Source organism: Vibrio aerogenes, assembly GCF_024346755.1.
Taxonomy (GTDB): Bacteria; Pseudomonadota; Gammaproteobacteria; order Enterobacterales; family Vibrionaceae; genus Vibrio; species Vibrio aerogenes.
In genome coordinates this window covers 2,155,892-2,171,242 of the sequence record NZ_AP024861.1, presented here as the reverse complement: position 1 = coordinate 2,171,242, position 15,351 = coordinate 2,155,892, and the positions used below count along the sequence as shown (strand labels likewise).

Genomic DNA, 15,351 nt, shown 5'->3' with positions numbered 1-15,351 from the left:
AATGAGAACTGTAGTTTGGCAATCCCTGAGTAAAGAACAACGTGTCTCGGTACTGGAACGGCCGGCAATTACTGAAGGCAAGAGTATTACTTCTGCGGTAGAGCAGGTCATTTCTGCTGTACAGGCCGATGGCGATAAGGCACTAAAAGAATTAACCCTGAAGTTTGATGGGGTCGCTCCCGGCTCTATTCGTGTGTCCGGTGACGAAATTCAGGCTGCGGCATCGCGTTTATCTGCGGAAATGATTCAGGCGCTGGAACAGGCTTACGACAATATTGCAAAATTTCACCGGGCACAGATTCCACAACCGGTTAAGCTTGAAACGATGCCCGGTGTGGTGTGTGAACAGGTGACCCGTCCGGTCAATACAGTCGGTCTCTATATTCCGGGTGGGAGTGCGCCTCTGCCATCAACCGTTTTAATGCTGGGCGTGCCGGCACAAATTGCCGGATGCCAGAAAGTGATTTTGTGTTCGCCTCCGCCAATCGCGGATGAAATTTTATATGTAGCACAATTATGTGGTATTGACGAAGTCTATAATATTGGCGGTGCACAAGCGGTTGCAGCGATGGCTTACGGTACTGAAACTGTCGCGAAAGCAGATAAAATATTCGGGCCGGGTAATGCCTATGTGACAGAAGCGAAACGACAGGTCAGTAATGACTTCCGCGGTGCTGCGATTGATATGCCTGCCGGGCCATCTGAAGTGATGGTGATTGCTGATGAAGCGGCAGACCCGGAGTTTATTGCTGCAGACTTGTTGAGTCAGGCTGAGCATGGGCCTGATTCTCAGGTAGTTTTGGTCACTCCTTCTCCCGTCATTGCTGATCAGGTTTCTGATGCCGTGAAAAAACAGCTACAACTTTTGTCCCGTGCTGAGATTGCAGAAAAGGCTTTGGCATCCAGTCTGATTGTCATTTGTGAATCGATGACGCAAGCCGTGTCTATTTCAAATTTTTATGGGCCGGAACACCTGATAGTTCAAACCAGAAATCCAAGAGAATTACTGCCATTGCTGGATAACGCCGGTTCCATCTTTTTGGGAGCATGGTCACCGGAGTCAGCCGGAGATTACGCCTCCGGTACGAATCACGTTTTACCCACATATGGTTATACCCGAACCTATTCAAGCCTTGGACTGGCTGATTTCAGTAAACGAATGACAGTTCAGGAGCTTACTGCTGACGGCTTGGCCGCATTAGCGCCAACTGTGGTCACAATGGCTGAAGCCGAAGGGCTGGATGCTCATAAGCGTGCGGTCACCATCCGGGTAGAAAAATTACAGGAGAAATGAATATGGTGATGAAACTTGCAAGGAAACAGGTTCAGGCGCTGACGCCATATTTGTCTGCAAGACGGATCGGTGGCAGTGGTGACGTGTGGCTGAACGCCAACGAATCTCCTTTTGACAATGAATATCAGCTGAATTTTTCCCGTCTGAACCGATATACCAGTTGTCAGCCGGAAGACATGATTAAAGCTTATGCAGCTTATGCCGGCGTCTCCGCTGGGCAGGTATTAACCACCCGTGGGGCGGATGAAGGGATTGAATTGTTGATCCGGGCTTTTTGTGAGCCGGGGGATGATGCCATTTTATTCTGTCCGCCAACCTACGGTATGTATGCAATCAGTGCAGAAACGATTGGTGTAGAACGAAAGATTGTGCCGCTGAAGCCCGACTGGCAGCTCGATTTAACGGCCATCGGACAAAACCTCAATGATGTCAAAGTCGTTTTTGTTTGTAGTCCGAATAATCCGACAGGAAATCTGGTGAGCAAAGAAGACATCATCACTCTGCTTGAGATGACCCGTGATAAAGCGGTTGTCGTGATTGATGAAGCTTATATTGATTTTTGTCCGGAAGCTTCAGTAGTTGACTTACTGGCAGAGTTTGAGCATCTGGCCATTTTAAGAACCTTGTCCAAAGCATTTGCACTTGCCGGACTCCGCTGTGGTTTTACACTGGCAAACGCTGCTTTGATTGAAGTACTGCAAAAAGTAATTGCACCTTATCCGGTGCCTTTGCCTGTCGAAGAGATTGCCCGTCAGGCATTATCGGAAAGTGGTTTAGCCAGAATGAAATTTCAGGTGCTGGATTTAAATGCTAACCGGGCTTATTTACAGGCCGGGCTGGGCATGATTCCCGGTGTGAAAATTTATGAAGGGTGGGGAAATTTTATGTTGGTTGAGTTCCCCGATGGTGATGCTTTATTTAAAGCGACATGGGATAACGGCATTATTTTACGGAATTCCCCGATTGAAAACTGTGTCCGGATCAGTGTGGGCAATCGTGAAGAATGTGAAAAAACATTAACTTTTATTCGTAATTACTATCAGTAATTTGTTGTTAACAATGAAAAGGATACTTCCGTGAGTAAGCAGCAAAAAATTCTTTTTATCGATCGGGACGGCACGTTAATTGTTGAGCCCCCGGTTGATTTTCAGGTCGACCGGCTGGATAAACTCCAGTTTGAACCGGGTGTTATTCCGGCACTACTGGCTTTACAGGAAGCCGGTTACCGGTTAGTGATGGTGACGAATCAGGATGGTCTGGGAACAGACAGCTATCCACAGGCTGATTTTGATGCACCTCATCAGATGATGATGGATATTTTTACCTCTCAGGGCGTAGTATTCGACGATGTTCTGATTTGTCCTCACTTTGATCATGACAACTGCACCTGCCGTAAGCCGAAGCTTGGACTGGTGAAACCTTATCTGCAGGATGGGCGGGTTGATTTTAAAACATCAGCAGTTATTGGTGACCGTGTCACAGATATGCAATTGGCAGAAAATATGGCCCTCCGTGGCATTCAGTATGATCCGGAAAAAATGAGCTGGCCGGATATCGTCAAGTTGCTGACGATGCAGCCGCGCACGGCAGAAGTGACCCGTAAAACCAAAGAAACGGATATCTTTGTGGCAGTCAATCTGGATGAAAGTACCGGTACAGCGATTGATACCGGGCTTGGTTTCTTTGACCACATGCTTGACCAGATTGCCACCCATGGTGGTTTTCAGCTGCGCCTGAAAGTGACGGGTGATTTACATATTGATGATCACCATACAATTGAAGACACGGCGCTGGCACTGGGACAGGCGCTGAAAGAAGCCCTTGGCGATAAACGCGGTATCGGACGTTTTGGTTTTACACTGCCAATGGATGAATGTCTGGCCCAATGTGCGCTGGATATCTCAGGCCGCCCGTATTTTAAGTTTGATGCACAATTCAGCCGGGAACAGGTCGGGGACTTTTCTACAGAAATGGTTTATCACTTCTTCCGCTCTTTTGCCGATGCGATGGCATGCACACTACACATTTCGTCGTCCGGTAAAAATGATCATCATATTATTGAAAGTCTGTTTAAAGCATTTGGCAGAACACTGAGACAAGCCGTGAAAGTGGAAGGAAACGAGCTGCCCAGCAGTAAAGGAGTGCTGTAATGAATGATCAGAAAATCGTGATTATCGATACGGGCTGTGCCAATGTCTCTTCGGTCAAATTTGCGGTGGAACGTCTGGGATATGAGGTGGTGATTTCCCGTGAACCTTCCGTGGTGCTTGATGCCGATAAACTGTTTTTACCGGGTGTCGGAACGGCAACCGAAGCGATGAAAAATCTTGAAGCACGCGGGCTGATTGACTTGGTCAGTCAGGTTGAGAAACCGTTGCTTGGAATTTGTCTGGGAATGCAGTTGCTTGGCAAACTTTCTCAGGAAAGGGGCAGTAAAGCCAGCGAAGTTGATGTGGTTCCCTGCCTGGGATTGTGTCAGGGCGAAGTTCGGCTGATGGAAACCGGGGATTTACCGCTCCCGCATATGGGCTGGAATACGGTTTCTGCAACACCGGGCCACCCGCTGTTTCAAGGCATAGAAGAAGGACAGTATTTTTATTTCGTCCACAGCTATGCCATGTCTGTTGGTGAGTACACCATCGCTCAGTGTGATTATGGCGCGCCATTTAGTGCGGCAATTCAAAGTGGCAATTACTATGGTGTTCAGTTTCACCCGGAACGTTCAGGCAAGGCCGGCGCGAAGCTGATCGAAAATTTCCTGACTCTCTCACAGGTACAAGGATAAAACGACGTGATTATACCCGCATTAGATTTAATTGATGGTCAGGTTGTCCGCCTGTTTCAGGGCGATTACGGGCAGGTGACTGAGTATAAAGTCAATCCGGCAGAACAGTTTAATTTATATCATCAGGCAGGTGCCAGCTGGTTACATCTGGTTGATCTCACTGGTGCCAAAGATACCAGTGCCCGGCAACTGGATCTGATTGCGCGTTTGTTGAGTGCAACACCGGCTAAAATTCAGATTGGTGGCGGCGTCCGGAGTGAGCAGGATGTTGTGGATCTGCTTCAGGCCGGTGCCCAGCGTGTCGTGATTGGTTCTACAGCTGTCAAACAGCCGGCAGAAGTGCAGGACTGGATGAGAAAATATGGCGCGGAAAAAATTGTCCTGGCGCTGGATATCAATATTGACAGCGACGGTCAGCGCCATGTGGCTGTGTCGGGGTGGCAGGAAAATTCAGGTGTCACGATTGAGTCCCTGATTGATGATTATTTGCAGGCTGGCCTTCAGCATGTGCTGTGCACCGATATTTCCCGTGATGGCACTTTACAGGGTTCGAATGTCGCACTTTATCAGGATTTATGCCGGTTATATCCTCAGATTCAATTCCAGTCTTCCGGCGGCATCGGCTCTCTGGCTGATATTGAAGCATTGAAAGGTTCAGGTGTTGCTGGTGTGATTGTTGGCCGCGCCCTGTTAGATGGAAAATTTACAGCAGAGGAGGCTTTCTCATGTTGGCAAAGCGAATAATTCCTTGTCTGGATGTTCGGGATGGTCAGGTGGTCAAAGGAGTACAATTCCGCAATCACGAAATTATTGGTGATATTGTGCCGCTGGCCCGAAGATATGCCGAAGAAGGCGCAGATGAACTGGTGTTTTATGATATTACAGCGTCCAGTGATGGCCGGGTTGTTGATAAAAGCTGGGTTCAGCGGGTCGCTGAAGTGATTGATATTCCTTTCTGTGTTGCCGGCGGCATTAAATCAGCAGAAGATGCGGCACGGATTCTGGAATTTGGTGCTGATAAAGTGTCCATCAATTCTCCTGCACTGGCGGATCCGCAGCTGATTACAACTCTGGCGGACCGGTTTGGTGTGCAATGTATTGTGGTCGGAATCGATTCTTACTTTGATCAGGAAAGTGGCCGGTATCAGGTACATCAGTATACAGGCGATGAAAGTCGTACTCAGATCACACAGTGGCAAACCCGGGACTGGGTTCAGGAAGTTCAGAAGCGGGGTGCCGGAGAAATTGTGCTGAATATGATGAATCAGGATGGGGTGCGGCAGGGATATGACCTTGAACAACTGCAAATGGTCCGGGATGTTTGTCACGTTCCCCTGATTGCATCCGGTGGTGCCGGAGAGATGGCACATTTTGCCGATGCGTTCCGGCAGGCAAATGTTGATGGCGCATTAGCGGCTTCCGTTTTTCATAAACAAATCATCAATATTGGTGAGTTAAAACAATATTTAAAATCAGAAAAAATCGAGGTAAGAGTATGACTGTTGCACAGACTGCGGAATCATTTGTCTCCCGGATTAACTGGGAGAAGGTCGATGGCCTGATCCCGGCAATAGTTCAGGACTTTATTTCGGGTCAGGTTCTGATGATGGGTTATATGAATCCGGAAGCGTTGGAAAAAACATTTTCAACCGGGCAGGTGACTTTCTATTCGAGAAGTAAACAGCGATTGTGGACAAAAGGAGAAACCTCCGGCAATGTGCTGCAACTGAAGAATGTCTCTCTCGACTGTGATCAGGATACATTACTGGTCAAAGTGAACCCGGTTGGCCCAACCTGCCATACCGGTACTACAACCTGTTGGGATTCAGAGCAGCAGGAAGAGAGCCAGATGGTCTGGCTTCATCAACTTGAACAGCTTTTGGCAGGCAGAAAAAGTGCAGACCCTCAATCCTCCTATACAGCCAGTTTATATGCCCGCGGCACCAAACGTATTTCGCAGAAAGTGGGTGAAGAAGGGGTTGAAGTCGCGCTTGCGGCGACGTCGGGTGACAAGGCGGAGTTAATTTGTGAATCTGCTGATTTGATCTATCATTTGCTGGTCTTGCTTCAGGATCAGGAACTATCAATGAGTCATGTGATTGATAAGTTAAAAGAACGACATCAATAAGACTCTTGTTTTAACCGTTTGATTCAATCAGCCTCATCAGAGGCTGATTTCTTTCCACTCTCCTGGCTGTAACCCGTCAAGTGACATTGTCCCCATTGAAAACCGGATAAGCCTGAGCGTCGGAAAGCCGATATGGGCTGTCATCCGGCGAACCTGTCGGTTCCGGCCCTCAATAATCGTCACAGCAAGCCATGTGGTTGGTATGGCTGCCCGGTACCGGACTGGCGGGTGACGCTCCCAAATGGCTGGTTCCGGGATCATATCAACCTGTGCGGGCAGGGTCGGACCATCTTTCAGAATCACGCCCTGACGTAGTTTATCCAGATCCTTTTCCTCTGGGACACCTTCAACCTGAACCCAATATGTTTTAGGGGATTTTGAACGGGGTTGAGTCAGGCGTGCCTGAAGGATACCGTCATTGGTTAATACCATCAATCCTTCACTATCCCGATCCAGCCTTCCGGCAGCATACACATCTTTAACCGGTATAAAATCGGCGAGCGTCCGGCGTTGGTCATCATCGGTAAACTGGCTTAATGTGTCATAAGGTTTATTAAATAAAATAACTTTCCTGTTTTCAGGGGGAAGAGATCTGGCCCGGCTGCGATATTTTGAATGAGTGCGATGATGGTATCCCTTCTGACTTCCTTTACGACTTTGCTTTTGGACTGAATTGTCTTTCCTGCGCTGATTTGAAGAAGAATTGTTGCGGGATGAGAAAGACATGTTAACTTCCTTGCAAAAATGTAAATGAAATGTATTTCAATATTTTCTCATTGCTTTGTTTGAGCTATGATTTGCTCGCCCTAAAAGACAACAAAGCGAAAATTATATAGCGTTATTGTCGTTTCGCAAAATTATGTTCGATTGTCTGTTTTCTGATAATGGACATATGCATACGGCTGTCAACCGAATTTTTCAGGTTGATTTCATCGCCGGTTTCATGTGAGATACAAAAGATGTATCAGTAACAGACGGGCGGATCTGATGAATTCGTCTCTGTCATTCACACAACACCGTAGGCTTTATGTACGGGTTGTTATAACTATAGGGAAATTACATGCCTACAAGAAAACCTACAATAATATATACAATTACCGATGAAGCACCTGCACTGGCAACGTATTCTTTGCTTCCGGTTATTCAATCTTTTACAGCTTCGTCAGGGATCAATATTGAAACTCGTGATATCTCATTAGCTGGCCGGATTATCGCAAGCTTTCCTGATGCTTTGACGCCGGAACAACGTATTGATGATGCTTTAGCTGAACTTGGAAAACTGACTCAGGATCCTGCTGCAAATATTATAAAACTGCCAAATATCTCAGCTTCGGTTCCTCAGCTGAAAGCGGCAATCTCCGAACTTCAGTACAGAGGATATGCGCTTCCGGATTATCCTGAAGAACCGGCGACAGATGAAGAGAAAAAAATCAAAGCGACCTACGATAAAATTAAAGGCAGTGCCGTAAATCCAGTCTTACGTGAAGGTAATTCAGACCGCCGTGCGCCATTGTCCGTAAAAAATTATGCCCGTAAGAATCCACATTCTATGGGAGCGTGGTCTGCGACAAGTCAGTCTCACGTGTCAACCATGAGTGATAAAGACTTTTTCGGTACAGAAAAATCGCTCACCCTGCAGAGTGCAACGCATGTTTCAATTGTATTTGTTGGTCAGGATGGTCAGAAGAAAGAACTTAAATCGTCTTTTGCCCTGCAGGAAAAAGAAATTATTGATACAGCAGTGATGAACAAAAATGCATTGTGTGCTTTCTTTGAAGAAGAAATTGCAGATGCCAAACAGAAAGATGTATTGCTCTCACTTCATATGAAAGCGACGATGATGAAAGTCTCTGATCCGGTTATTTTTGGTCACGCTGTAAAAGTATATTATAAAGAAATATTCGAAAAATATGGTGATATATTCGAACAGCTCGGTGTCGACGTCAATAACGGCATTGGTGATGTCTATACCAAAATTCAGTCACTGAGTGACGCACAGCAAGCTGAGATTAAAGCTGCAATCGAGCAGGTTTATTCTTATCAGCCGGCACTGGCAATGGTGGACTCAGATCGCGGCATTACAAATCTTCATGTTCCCAGTGATGTGATTGTTGATGCGTCGATGCCAGCTATGATTCGCTCGTCAGGTCAGATGTGGGGACCGGACGGGAAACAGAAAGATACCAAAGCAATGATTCCCGATCGCTGTTATTCAGGGGTCTATCAGGCTGTGATCGAGTTTTGTAAAGAGAATGGTGCATTTGACCCGTCAACGATGGGCAGTGTGCCTAATGTCGGGTTAATGGCTCAAAAAGCTGAAGAATATGGTTCCCATGACAAGACTTTTGTTATTGATGCTGATGGGGTAGTGCAGGTCGTTGATGATGCCGGCACGGTACTGCTTGAACAGCCTGTACAGGCAGGTGATATTTTCCGGATGTGTCAGGTGAAAGATGCGCCCGTTCGTGACTGGGTTAAACTGGCCGTCACCAGAGCGCGTCTGAGTGATACACCCGCTGTGTTCTGGCTGGATGAAAGCCGTGCGCATGATGCCGAACTGATTCAGAAAGTCAGAGCATATTTACCAGAGCATGATACGTCCGGGCTGGATATTCAGATCATGTCACCGGTTGAGGCCACAAAATATTCATTGAAACTAATTAAAGCCGGTCAGGATGTCATTTCTGTCACAGGAAATGTTTTACGTGATTATCTGACTGATTTGTTCCCGATTCTGGAACTGGGTACATCTGCGAAAATGTTATCAATTGTACCATTGATGAATGGCGGTGGTTTGTTTGAAACCGGTGCGGGTGGTTCTGCCCCAAAACATGTTCAGCAAGTTCAGAAAGAGAATCATTTACGCTGGGATTCTCTTGGTGAGTTTTTAGCGCTTGCTGCTTCTTTAGAACATTTAAGTGTGGTGACCGGGAATAAGAAAGCGCAAGTGTTGGCTGATGCATTGGATCAGGCGACCGGTAAATTCCTTGATAATAACAAGTCACCTTCAAGAAAAGTCGGTGAGCTGGATAACCGGGGAAGCCACTATTATCTGGCCAGATACTGGGCAGAAATGTTGGCCGGACAGACCTCTGATGCCGAATTAGCTGAAGAATTTGCACCTGTTGCGCAGCAACTGGCCGATAATGAAGCTCAGATTCTGGAAGAGCTGAATAATGCTCAGGGTGTTCAGGGAGACCTGGGAGGGTATTATTTACCTGATGTCAGTCAGGTTTCTGCTCTGATGCGCCCGAGTCAGACATTGAATCGTATCATTGACTGAGCCATCCGGTCTTTATTACAAAACAACCCGCCTTCAGGCGGGTTACTTAACATATAAAACAAACTATGTTATGGGTTTGGCAGCGTTTTATTATTTTGCTTGTTGAACTTCAATAGGAATAACACTGCTGGCGTGGAAGCCTTTAGGTCCCTGTTCAACTTCATATGACACTTGTTGGCCTGCTTTCAAAGTACGGTATCCCTCCATCTGAATCGTTGAGTAGTGAGCGAAAATATCGCCGTCTTCTCCGTCTGCACAGATAAAACCAAATCCTTTGGCATTGTTAAACCATTTTACTTTACCGGTAGCCATGCTTTACATCCCTCATGCATTTTATTACTGATGTTGTCGACAAAAATAATTCCCGTAAAAACAGGAATATTTTCATGCTGGTTTGTGAACTTTAATTTAGCGCTGCTGCCAAATTAACGCGCCACTACTTAAGCAAATTTAGTCAATCAGCTTCCACAGTCAATGATGAAAGTGAATAAACATCGATATCTTTGCAACAAATTGCGTTAGTGTTTACATTTCTATAACTATCAGTGAAATATTTCTGTGATTGGCTATCCAGCAGCATTAAAGTTGTTAAGTCGATAGCAATCTTTTATTTGCAGCGATACAATTGGTAGATTAGTCTCTAAGTATGAGATGTTTTTCGCTTCAGCGACTAAGAATGTCATATCAGTTGGCTATAAAAACCATTTTTGTTGCCAGAGGTTCACAAATATTAATCTAACTGGAAAACTCTCAGATTCAGCCGTTATCGTTATGAGTAAAAATTTTGAATGGGTGGCTCCAGACTCAGAATTACTGGAGAAAGAAAAAACAGCAGTTCAGCCACCATCTATGTACAATGTTATTCTGATGAATGATGATTATACACCGATGGACTTTGTCATTGAGATCCTTGAACGTTTTTTTACCATGGATGCAGATCAAGCGACACAAGTCATGCTGAAAGTCCACTACGAAGGTAAAGCCGTATGTGGAACATTTACTGCTGAAGTTGCTGAGATGAAGGTAGCACAGGTTACTGTTTATTCGAGGGAACACGAGCACCCATTGCTTTGTATCATGGAGCGAGCTTAGTACTTGCCAGAACAACCGAGATGTTGTTCCTTAAGGAGGCCCCGATGCTTAACAAAGAATTAGAGTTGAGTCTGAATAATGCTTTTGCCCGGGCCCGGGATAAAAGGCATGAGTATATGACTGTCGAGCACCTTTTACTTGCATTGCTGGAAAATGGTGCAGCGAAAGAAGCTTTAGTTGCCTGTAAAGCAGATCTCACTGCATTACGTTCAGAACTTGATGCTTTCATTGACAAGACGACCCCATTAATCCCCGAAAGTGATGAAACCAGAGAAACCCAGCCCACGTTGAGTTTTCAGCGGGTGTTGCAGCGGGCTGTATTTCATGTCCAGTCTTCCGGAAGAAATGAAGTTACTGGTGCAAATGTTCTGGTCGCTATTTTCAGTGAACAGGAATCACAGGCGGCATATTTGCTGAAAAAATATGATATCAGTCGCCTTGATATTGTTAATTACATTTCACATGGTATTACCCGGACCACCGGACCCTCAGAGGACTCATCAGAATCGTTTGGTAGTGAGGGTTCAGATGAAGTGCCTTCAGAAGAACGCCTGGAAAATTTTGCCACGAATTTAAATAATCTTGCCAAGCAGGGAAATATTGATCCACTGATTGGGCGGGATCCTGAACTGGAAAGAACCATTCAGGTCTTGTGTCGTCGGCGTAAAAATAATCCGTTGCTCGTTGGAGAAGCCGGCGTCGGGAAAACCGCTATCGCAGAGGGACTCGCCTGGCGTATTGTTGAAGGACAAGTGCCGGAAGTGATTCAGGATAGCGTGATTTATTCTCTTGATATTGGTTCTTTGCTTGCGGGAACGAAATATCGGGGCGATTTTGAGAAACGTTTTAAGAACATTCTCAAACAGCTTGAAGGTGAGAAGAACACCATTCTTTTTATCGATGAAATTCATACGATCATTGGTGCAGGCGCTGCATCCGGTGGTCAGGTTGATGCGGCGAACCTCATCAAGCCATTGCTAAGTAGTGGTAAGTTGCGCTGTATTGGTTCGACAACTTATCAGGAATACAGCAATATTTTTGAGAAAGAGCGGGCATTATCCCGTCGCTTCCAGAAAATTGATATTGTTGAGCCTTCTCTGGATGATACCACCAAAATCTTAATGGGTCTGAAATCGAAGTATGAGGCTCACCATGAAGTGCGTTACACCAACAAAGCGCTGCGGGCTGCTGTTGAGTTGTCCGCGAAATATATCAATGAAAGACATTTGCCGGATAAAGCGATTGATGTCATTGATGAAGCCGGTGCCCGCATACGTCTGATGCCTGTCAGCCGCAGAAAGAAAACCGTCGGTGTTTCTGACATTGAGGCGATGGTTGCCAAAATGGCTCGTATTCCTGAAAAATCTTTGTCGTCGTCAGACAAAGATGTTCTCCAGTCATTAGATCGCAAAATGAAGATGATGGTTTTTGGACAGGATACGGCTATAGAAGCGTTAAGTGAGGCGATTAAACTCTCCCGTGCAGGTTTGGGGGCTGAAAACCGGCCTGTTGGTTCGTTCTTATTTGCAGGACCAACGGGGGTTGGTAAGACAGAAGTGACCTTACAGCTGGCTAAACTATTGGGTATTGAATTGCTTCGGTTTGATATGTCTGAGTATGGTGAGCGTCACTCTGTCAGCCGCTTAATCGGTGCGCCTCCTGGATATGTCGGATATGATCAGGGGGGCTTGCTGACCGATGCAGTGATTAAACATCCGCATGCTGTTGTGTTACTTGATGAAATTGAAAAAGCACACCCGGATATTTTTAACCTGTTGCTGCAAGTGATGGATAACGGGACACTCACAGATAACAATGGCCGTAAAGCTGATTTCCGCAATGTTATTTTGGTGATGACGACGAATGCGGGTGTTGCTGAAACTGTGAAGAAATCAATTGGTCTGATTGAGCAGGATCATTCTCATGATGCTCTGTCTGAGATTAAGAAAGTGTTTAGTCCTGAATTCAGAAACCGTCTTGATAATATCATCTGGTTCAATACATTAGATCAGCATGTCATTCATCAGGTTGTTGACAAGTTTATTGTTGAACTTCAGGCTCAGCTTGACTCCAGAGGCGTCTCTCTTGAAGTATCAGAAGATGTCAGATCCTGGCTGGCTAAGAAAGGATACGATAAAGAAATGGGAGCCCGTCCGATGAGTCGTGTGATTCAGGAGCAACTGAAGAAGCCGTTGGCAAATGAGTTGTTGTTTGGGTCACTTGTGGAAGGCGGTACGGTGAGGGTGGAGCTTAAGAAAGACTCACTGTCGTTTGTATTTATCGGAACCAAGGAAGAAGCTGTTCACTAGCTTCTTCCCTGATTGACCGACATAAAAAAACGGAGCTGAATAAGCTCCGTTTTTTTATGAGATTCAGATTAACGGGCACGGAAGACAATACGGCCTTTAGATAAATCATAAGGTGTTAATTCGACCGTGACTTTATCACCAGTCAGAATTCGAATGTAATTTTTACGCATTTTCCCTGAGATATGCGCTGTGACTACGTGGCCATTTTCAAGCTCAACACGGAACATCGTATTTGGTAACGTGTCGAGAACCGTACCTTGCATCTCAATTACGTCTTCTTTAGCCATTTAATCCTCTTTAGAAATGTGGCAAAAAATCACGGACATGTATCGCCGTCATCTTTAAAATAAAAAAGTTGCGCGTATTCTACCTGTGCCAACGCTGATTTACTAGCCTTTGATGCGGATGAAATCGAGTTTTATAATTCATCGCAGGACATTCATCAATCTGGTATCCAAGATAAAGCCATTGTTTATTCATTGTCTGACAAATTTTTATCTGCAACAAAACTGCATAAGTACCCAAAGACAAGTGTGAATCAGGATCATAAAATGTATAAAAAGCGCTCCCGCTGTCAGGCAGCATATCCGTAACAGCGACTGCCACCAGGCGACCTCTATCATAGATATGGATATATGATGTTGTCAGCCAGCTACAAGAAGAAAATGTTTCGAATTCTGTTTGATTTGGCGGATACATGGAACCATTTTGATGACGCTGCTCAATATATCGTTCATAGAGCGGGTACCATTGTTTATCCAGTGCCGGCTTCATTTCCCAGGTTAATTGTGAAGCTTTATTTTTGAGTCTTTTCTGACTCCGGGATGGCTGAAAATCATTGACGGGAATACGCACGGCCTGACAAGCCTGACACAGTCCGCAATAGGGTCTATAAATTGTAGAGCCACTCCGGCGAAAGCCATTTGACAGGAGCATCTCGTATTGTTCCGGGCAATGGAGTTTTTCATCCATCACGATAGCAACCCGCTCCTGACGTTCAGGTAAATAGCTGCAATCGTGATAATGAGTAAGACCAATACGTATATTTTTATGCATAAAAACCGTTAATTATTAGTGATGAGTGAAATCCATTGGGGTTGATAACATGTGCTATCAACCTGACGTTGCCGCAGAACTTTCAGCTGGGAAATAAATGATTCTCTTTCTAATTCAGATGCTCCCATTGATGCCAGATGAGGATTCATAATCTGGCAGTCAATTAACTGACCTCCGGCCTGTGAGAAGTGCTGACAAAAAGCCCATAATGCGACTTTTGAAGCGTTGGTACTGAGACTGAACATTGACTCTCCACAAAACAATTGCCCAACCGCAATACCGTACAAGCCGCCGACTAATGTTTCATTGTCCCAGACTTCAACAGAGTGGCAGTGGCCTGCTTGTGCTAAATTCTTATAAGCTGTTCGCATTTCTTCATTAAGCCAGGTCTGCTCAGGGGAGCGTGTTGTTGAGCATAAGTCAATGACTTGAGGTGTACTTTGATTGATACTTAACTGATATGCGACCTTTTTCTGAAATTTACGAAGACTTTTTGCAGGTTTAAAGCTGAAAGGGTTAAATATTGCTCTGGGAGAAGGGCTCCACCATAAAATAGGTTCACCGGGCCCGTACCAGGGGAAAATGCCTTCCTGATAGGCTTTGATGAGCCGGGAAGTATGAAGGTCACCACCAAAGGCCAGCAAGCCATTCGGTTCATCAAGTGCTTGCTCAGGGGAGGGGAAGTCGTATTCTCCCTTTATCAGTTCCGGAATATATATTGTCATATCAGTACTTTCTGTTGGAGATGTTCTATGCGATTTTTCATGTTGATCTTATGTGTTTTACCCTGGCTTGCCAATGCCGCGTACGAAAGAAATGTGGCCCGGCCCGTTGATAAAATCGTTTTTGGTAAAGTTGAATCTGTTCGTTACTTCTCTGAACGACAGGTGATTCATGCAAAGCAGCATGGCTGGGAAACATTTGCCGGAGCAGTTGCCGGTGGTGTCATCGGGCATCAGTTTGGCAGTGGTCACGGGAATACCTGGGCGACGATTATCGGTGCAATAGCAGGCGCTGAAATCGCAGGGAACCATGATGATACCAGATCTTATCATCGTGATGATCCATTGGTTGAACTGTTAATTGCACCAGATAAAAAGGGAGAGAAACTGATCGATATTATTCAGGATGTTGATCCGCATATGCTGTTCAGTAAAGGAGACAAAGTGCGAATCCTGTTCTTTAGCAATGGTGTCCGGGTTGATAAAGAATACTGATTGACCAGGGGGGGTTGATCATTCATCGCCGTCCCTGCTGGAGGCCATGAAAGATCAACACATCCTATGGATAAACGGAGTTTTTGCCGGGATTCAGAAATCCGGGGTGGAGTTCCCGGATAAATTTCGTTAGTCTCAGACTACGAAGAATATTTATCGCCTGTGAATAATGAAGAGCCGGGTGATA

The 15,351-nt window shown here is 45.6% G+C and carries 16 protein-coding genes; 11 read left to right on the top strand and 5 right to left on the bottom strand.

Annotated elements, in window-relative coordinates; translation table 11 throughout:
- Position 1 precedes the first annotated feature (1 nt).
- The 7 genes from hisD to hisIE are packed head-to-tail and all read left to right on the top strand — an operon-like array spanning position 2 to position 6,207.
- Entirely contained in the window at positions 2-1,294 is a 1,293-nt protein-coding gene (gene hisD / locus OCV29_RS09635; RefSeq protein ID WP_073606060.1) for a histidinol dehydrogenase, read from the top strand.
- 5 nt (positions 1,295-1,299) lie between these two features.
- The gene (gene hisC, locus OCV29_RS09630; RefSeq protein ID WP_073606076.1) at positions 1,300-2,340 is read left to right on the top strand and encodes a histidinol-phosphate transaminase; all 1,041 of its coding nucleotides are present in this window, start codon (positions 1,300-1,302) and stop codon (positions 2,338-2,340) included.
- A gap of 30 nt (positions 2,341-2,370) precedes the next feature.
- Positions 2,371-3,444 carry a bifunctional histidinol-phosphatase/imidazoleglycerol-phosphate dehydratase HisB gene (gene hisB, locus OCV29_RS09625; protein ID WP_073606059.1) on the top strand — a complete coding sequence of 358 codons (1,074 nt, stop codon included), beginning with the start codon at positions 2,371-2,373 and terminating at the stop codon, positions 3,442-3,444.
- Positions 3,444-4,079 (top strand): imidazole glycerol phosphate synthase subunit HisH, encoded by a 636-nt coding sequence (gene hisH / locus OCV29_RS09620; protein ID WP_073606058.1) that lies wholly within the window; start codon positions 3,444-3,446, stop codon positions 4,077-4,079. Before hisB ends, hisH begins: the two co-directional genes overlap by 1 nt.
- Before the next feature lie 6 nt (positions 4,080-4,085).
- Positions 4,086-4,823 (top strand): 1-(5-phosphoribosyl)-5-[(5-phosphoribosylamino)methylideneamino]imidazole-4-carboxamide isomerase, encoded by a 738-nt coding sequence (gene hisA, locus OCV29_RS09615; RefSeq protein ID WP_073606057.1) that lies wholly within the window; start codon positions 4,086-4,088, stop codon positions 4,821-4,823.
- Positions 4,805-5,578 (top strand): imidazole glycerol phosphate synthase subunit HisF, encoded by a 774-nt coding sequence (gene hisF / locus OCV29_RS09610; RefSeq protein ID WP_073606056.1) that lies wholly within the window; start codon positions 4,805-4,807, stop codon positions 5,576-5,578. The genes hisA and hisF overlap by 19 nt, the downstream gene beginning before the upstream one ends.
- Positions 5,575-6,207 carry a bifunctional phosphoribosyl-AMP cyclohydrolase/phosphoribosyl-ATP diphosphatase HisIE gene (hisIE, locus tag OCV29_RS09605; protein WP_073606055.1) on the top strand — a complete coding sequence of 211 codons (633 nt, stop codon included), beginning with the start codon at positions 5,575-5,577 and terminating at the stop codon, positions 6,205-6,207. The genes hisF and hisIE overlap by 4 nt, the downstream gene beginning before the upstream one ends.
- A 36-nt stretch (positions 6,208-6,243) precedes the next feature.
- Here the strand turns inward: hisIE and OCV29_RS09600 are convergent, their stop codons facing one another.
- Complete coding sequence (locus OCV29_RS09600) at positions 6,244-6,933, bottom strand: pseudouridine synthase (RefSeq protein ID WP_073606054.1); 690 nt, start codon at positions 6,931-6,933, stop codon at positions 6,244-6,246.
- A 334-nt stretch (positions 6,934-7,267) separates the two neighbouring features.
- Here OCV29_RS09600 and OCV29_RS09595 point away from each other — a divergent pair, with 334 nt between their 5' ends.
- On the top strand, positions 7,268-9,490 hold the full coding sequence (locus OCV29_RS09595; protein WP_073606053.1) for an NADP-dependent isocitrate dehydrogenase: 2,223 nt from the start codon (positions 7,268-7,270) through the stop codon (positions 9,488-9,490).
- Between the two features lie 90 nt (positions 9,491-9,580).
- On the opposite strand, the gene cspD is transcribed toward OCV29_RS09595, so the two are convergent.
- Positions 9,581-9,802: a cold shock domain-containing protein CspD gene (gene cspD / locus OCV29_RS09590; protein ID WP_073586627.1), complete on the bottom strand. Its 222-nt coding sequence runs from the start codon at positions 9,800-9,802 to the stop codon at positions 9,581-9,583.
- A 459-nt stretch (positions 9,803-10,261) separates the two neighbouring features.
- Here cspD and clpS point away from each other — a divergent pair, with 459 nt between their 5' ends.
- Positions 10,262-10,582, top strand: a complete 321-nt coding sequence (gene clpS / locus OCV29_RS09585) for an ATP-dependent Clp protease adapter ClpS (RefSeq protein ID WP_073606052.1) — start codon at positions 10,262-10,264, stop codon at positions 10,580-10,582.
- A gap of 44 nt (positions 10,583-10,626) precedes the next feature.
- Entirely contained in the window at positions 10,627-12,891 is a 2,265-nt protein-coding gene (gene clpA / locus OCV29_RS09580; RefSeq protein ID WP_073606051.1) for an ATP-dependent Clp protease ATP-binding subunit ClpA, read from the top strand.
- A gap of 68 nt (positions 12,892-12,959) precedes the next feature.
- Here the strand turns inward: clpA and infA are convergent, their stop codons facing one another.
- The 3 genes from infA to aat all read right to left on the bottom strand — a co-directional run bounded on the left by infA (position 12,960) and on the right by aat (position 14,672).
- Positions 12,960-13,178 carry a translation initiation factor IF-1 gene (infA, locus tag OCV29_RS09575; protein WP_005493784.1) on the bottom strand — a complete coding sequence of 73 codons (219 nt, stop codon included), beginning with the start codon at positions 13,176-13,178 and terminating at the stop codon, positions 12,960-12,962.
- 79 nt (positions 13,179-13,257) lie between these two features.
- Entirely contained in the window at positions 13,258-13,947 is a 690-nt protein-coding gene (locus tag OCV29_RS09570; RefSeq protein ID WP_073606050.1) for an arginyltransferase, read from the bottom strand.
- An 8-nt stretch (positions 13,948-13,955) separates the two neighbouring features.
- Complete coding sequence (gene aat, locus OCV29_RS09565) at positions 13,956-14,672, bottom strand: leucyl/phenylalanyl-tRNA--protein transferase (protein WP_073606049.1); 717 nt, start codon at positions 14,670-14,672, stop codon at positions 13,956-13,958.
- A 27-nt stretch (positions 14,673-14,699) separates the two neighbouring features.
- Between aat and OCV29_RS09560 the strand changes: the two genes are divergently transcribed.
- The gene (locus OCV29_RS09560; protein WP_073606048.1) at positions 14,700-15,164 is read left to right on the top strand and encodes an outer membrane lipoprotein; all 465 of its coding nucleotides are present in this window, start codon (positions 14,700-14,702) and stop codon (positions 15,162-15,164) included.
- The last annotated feature ends 187 nt before the right edge of the window (positions 15,165-15,351 follow it).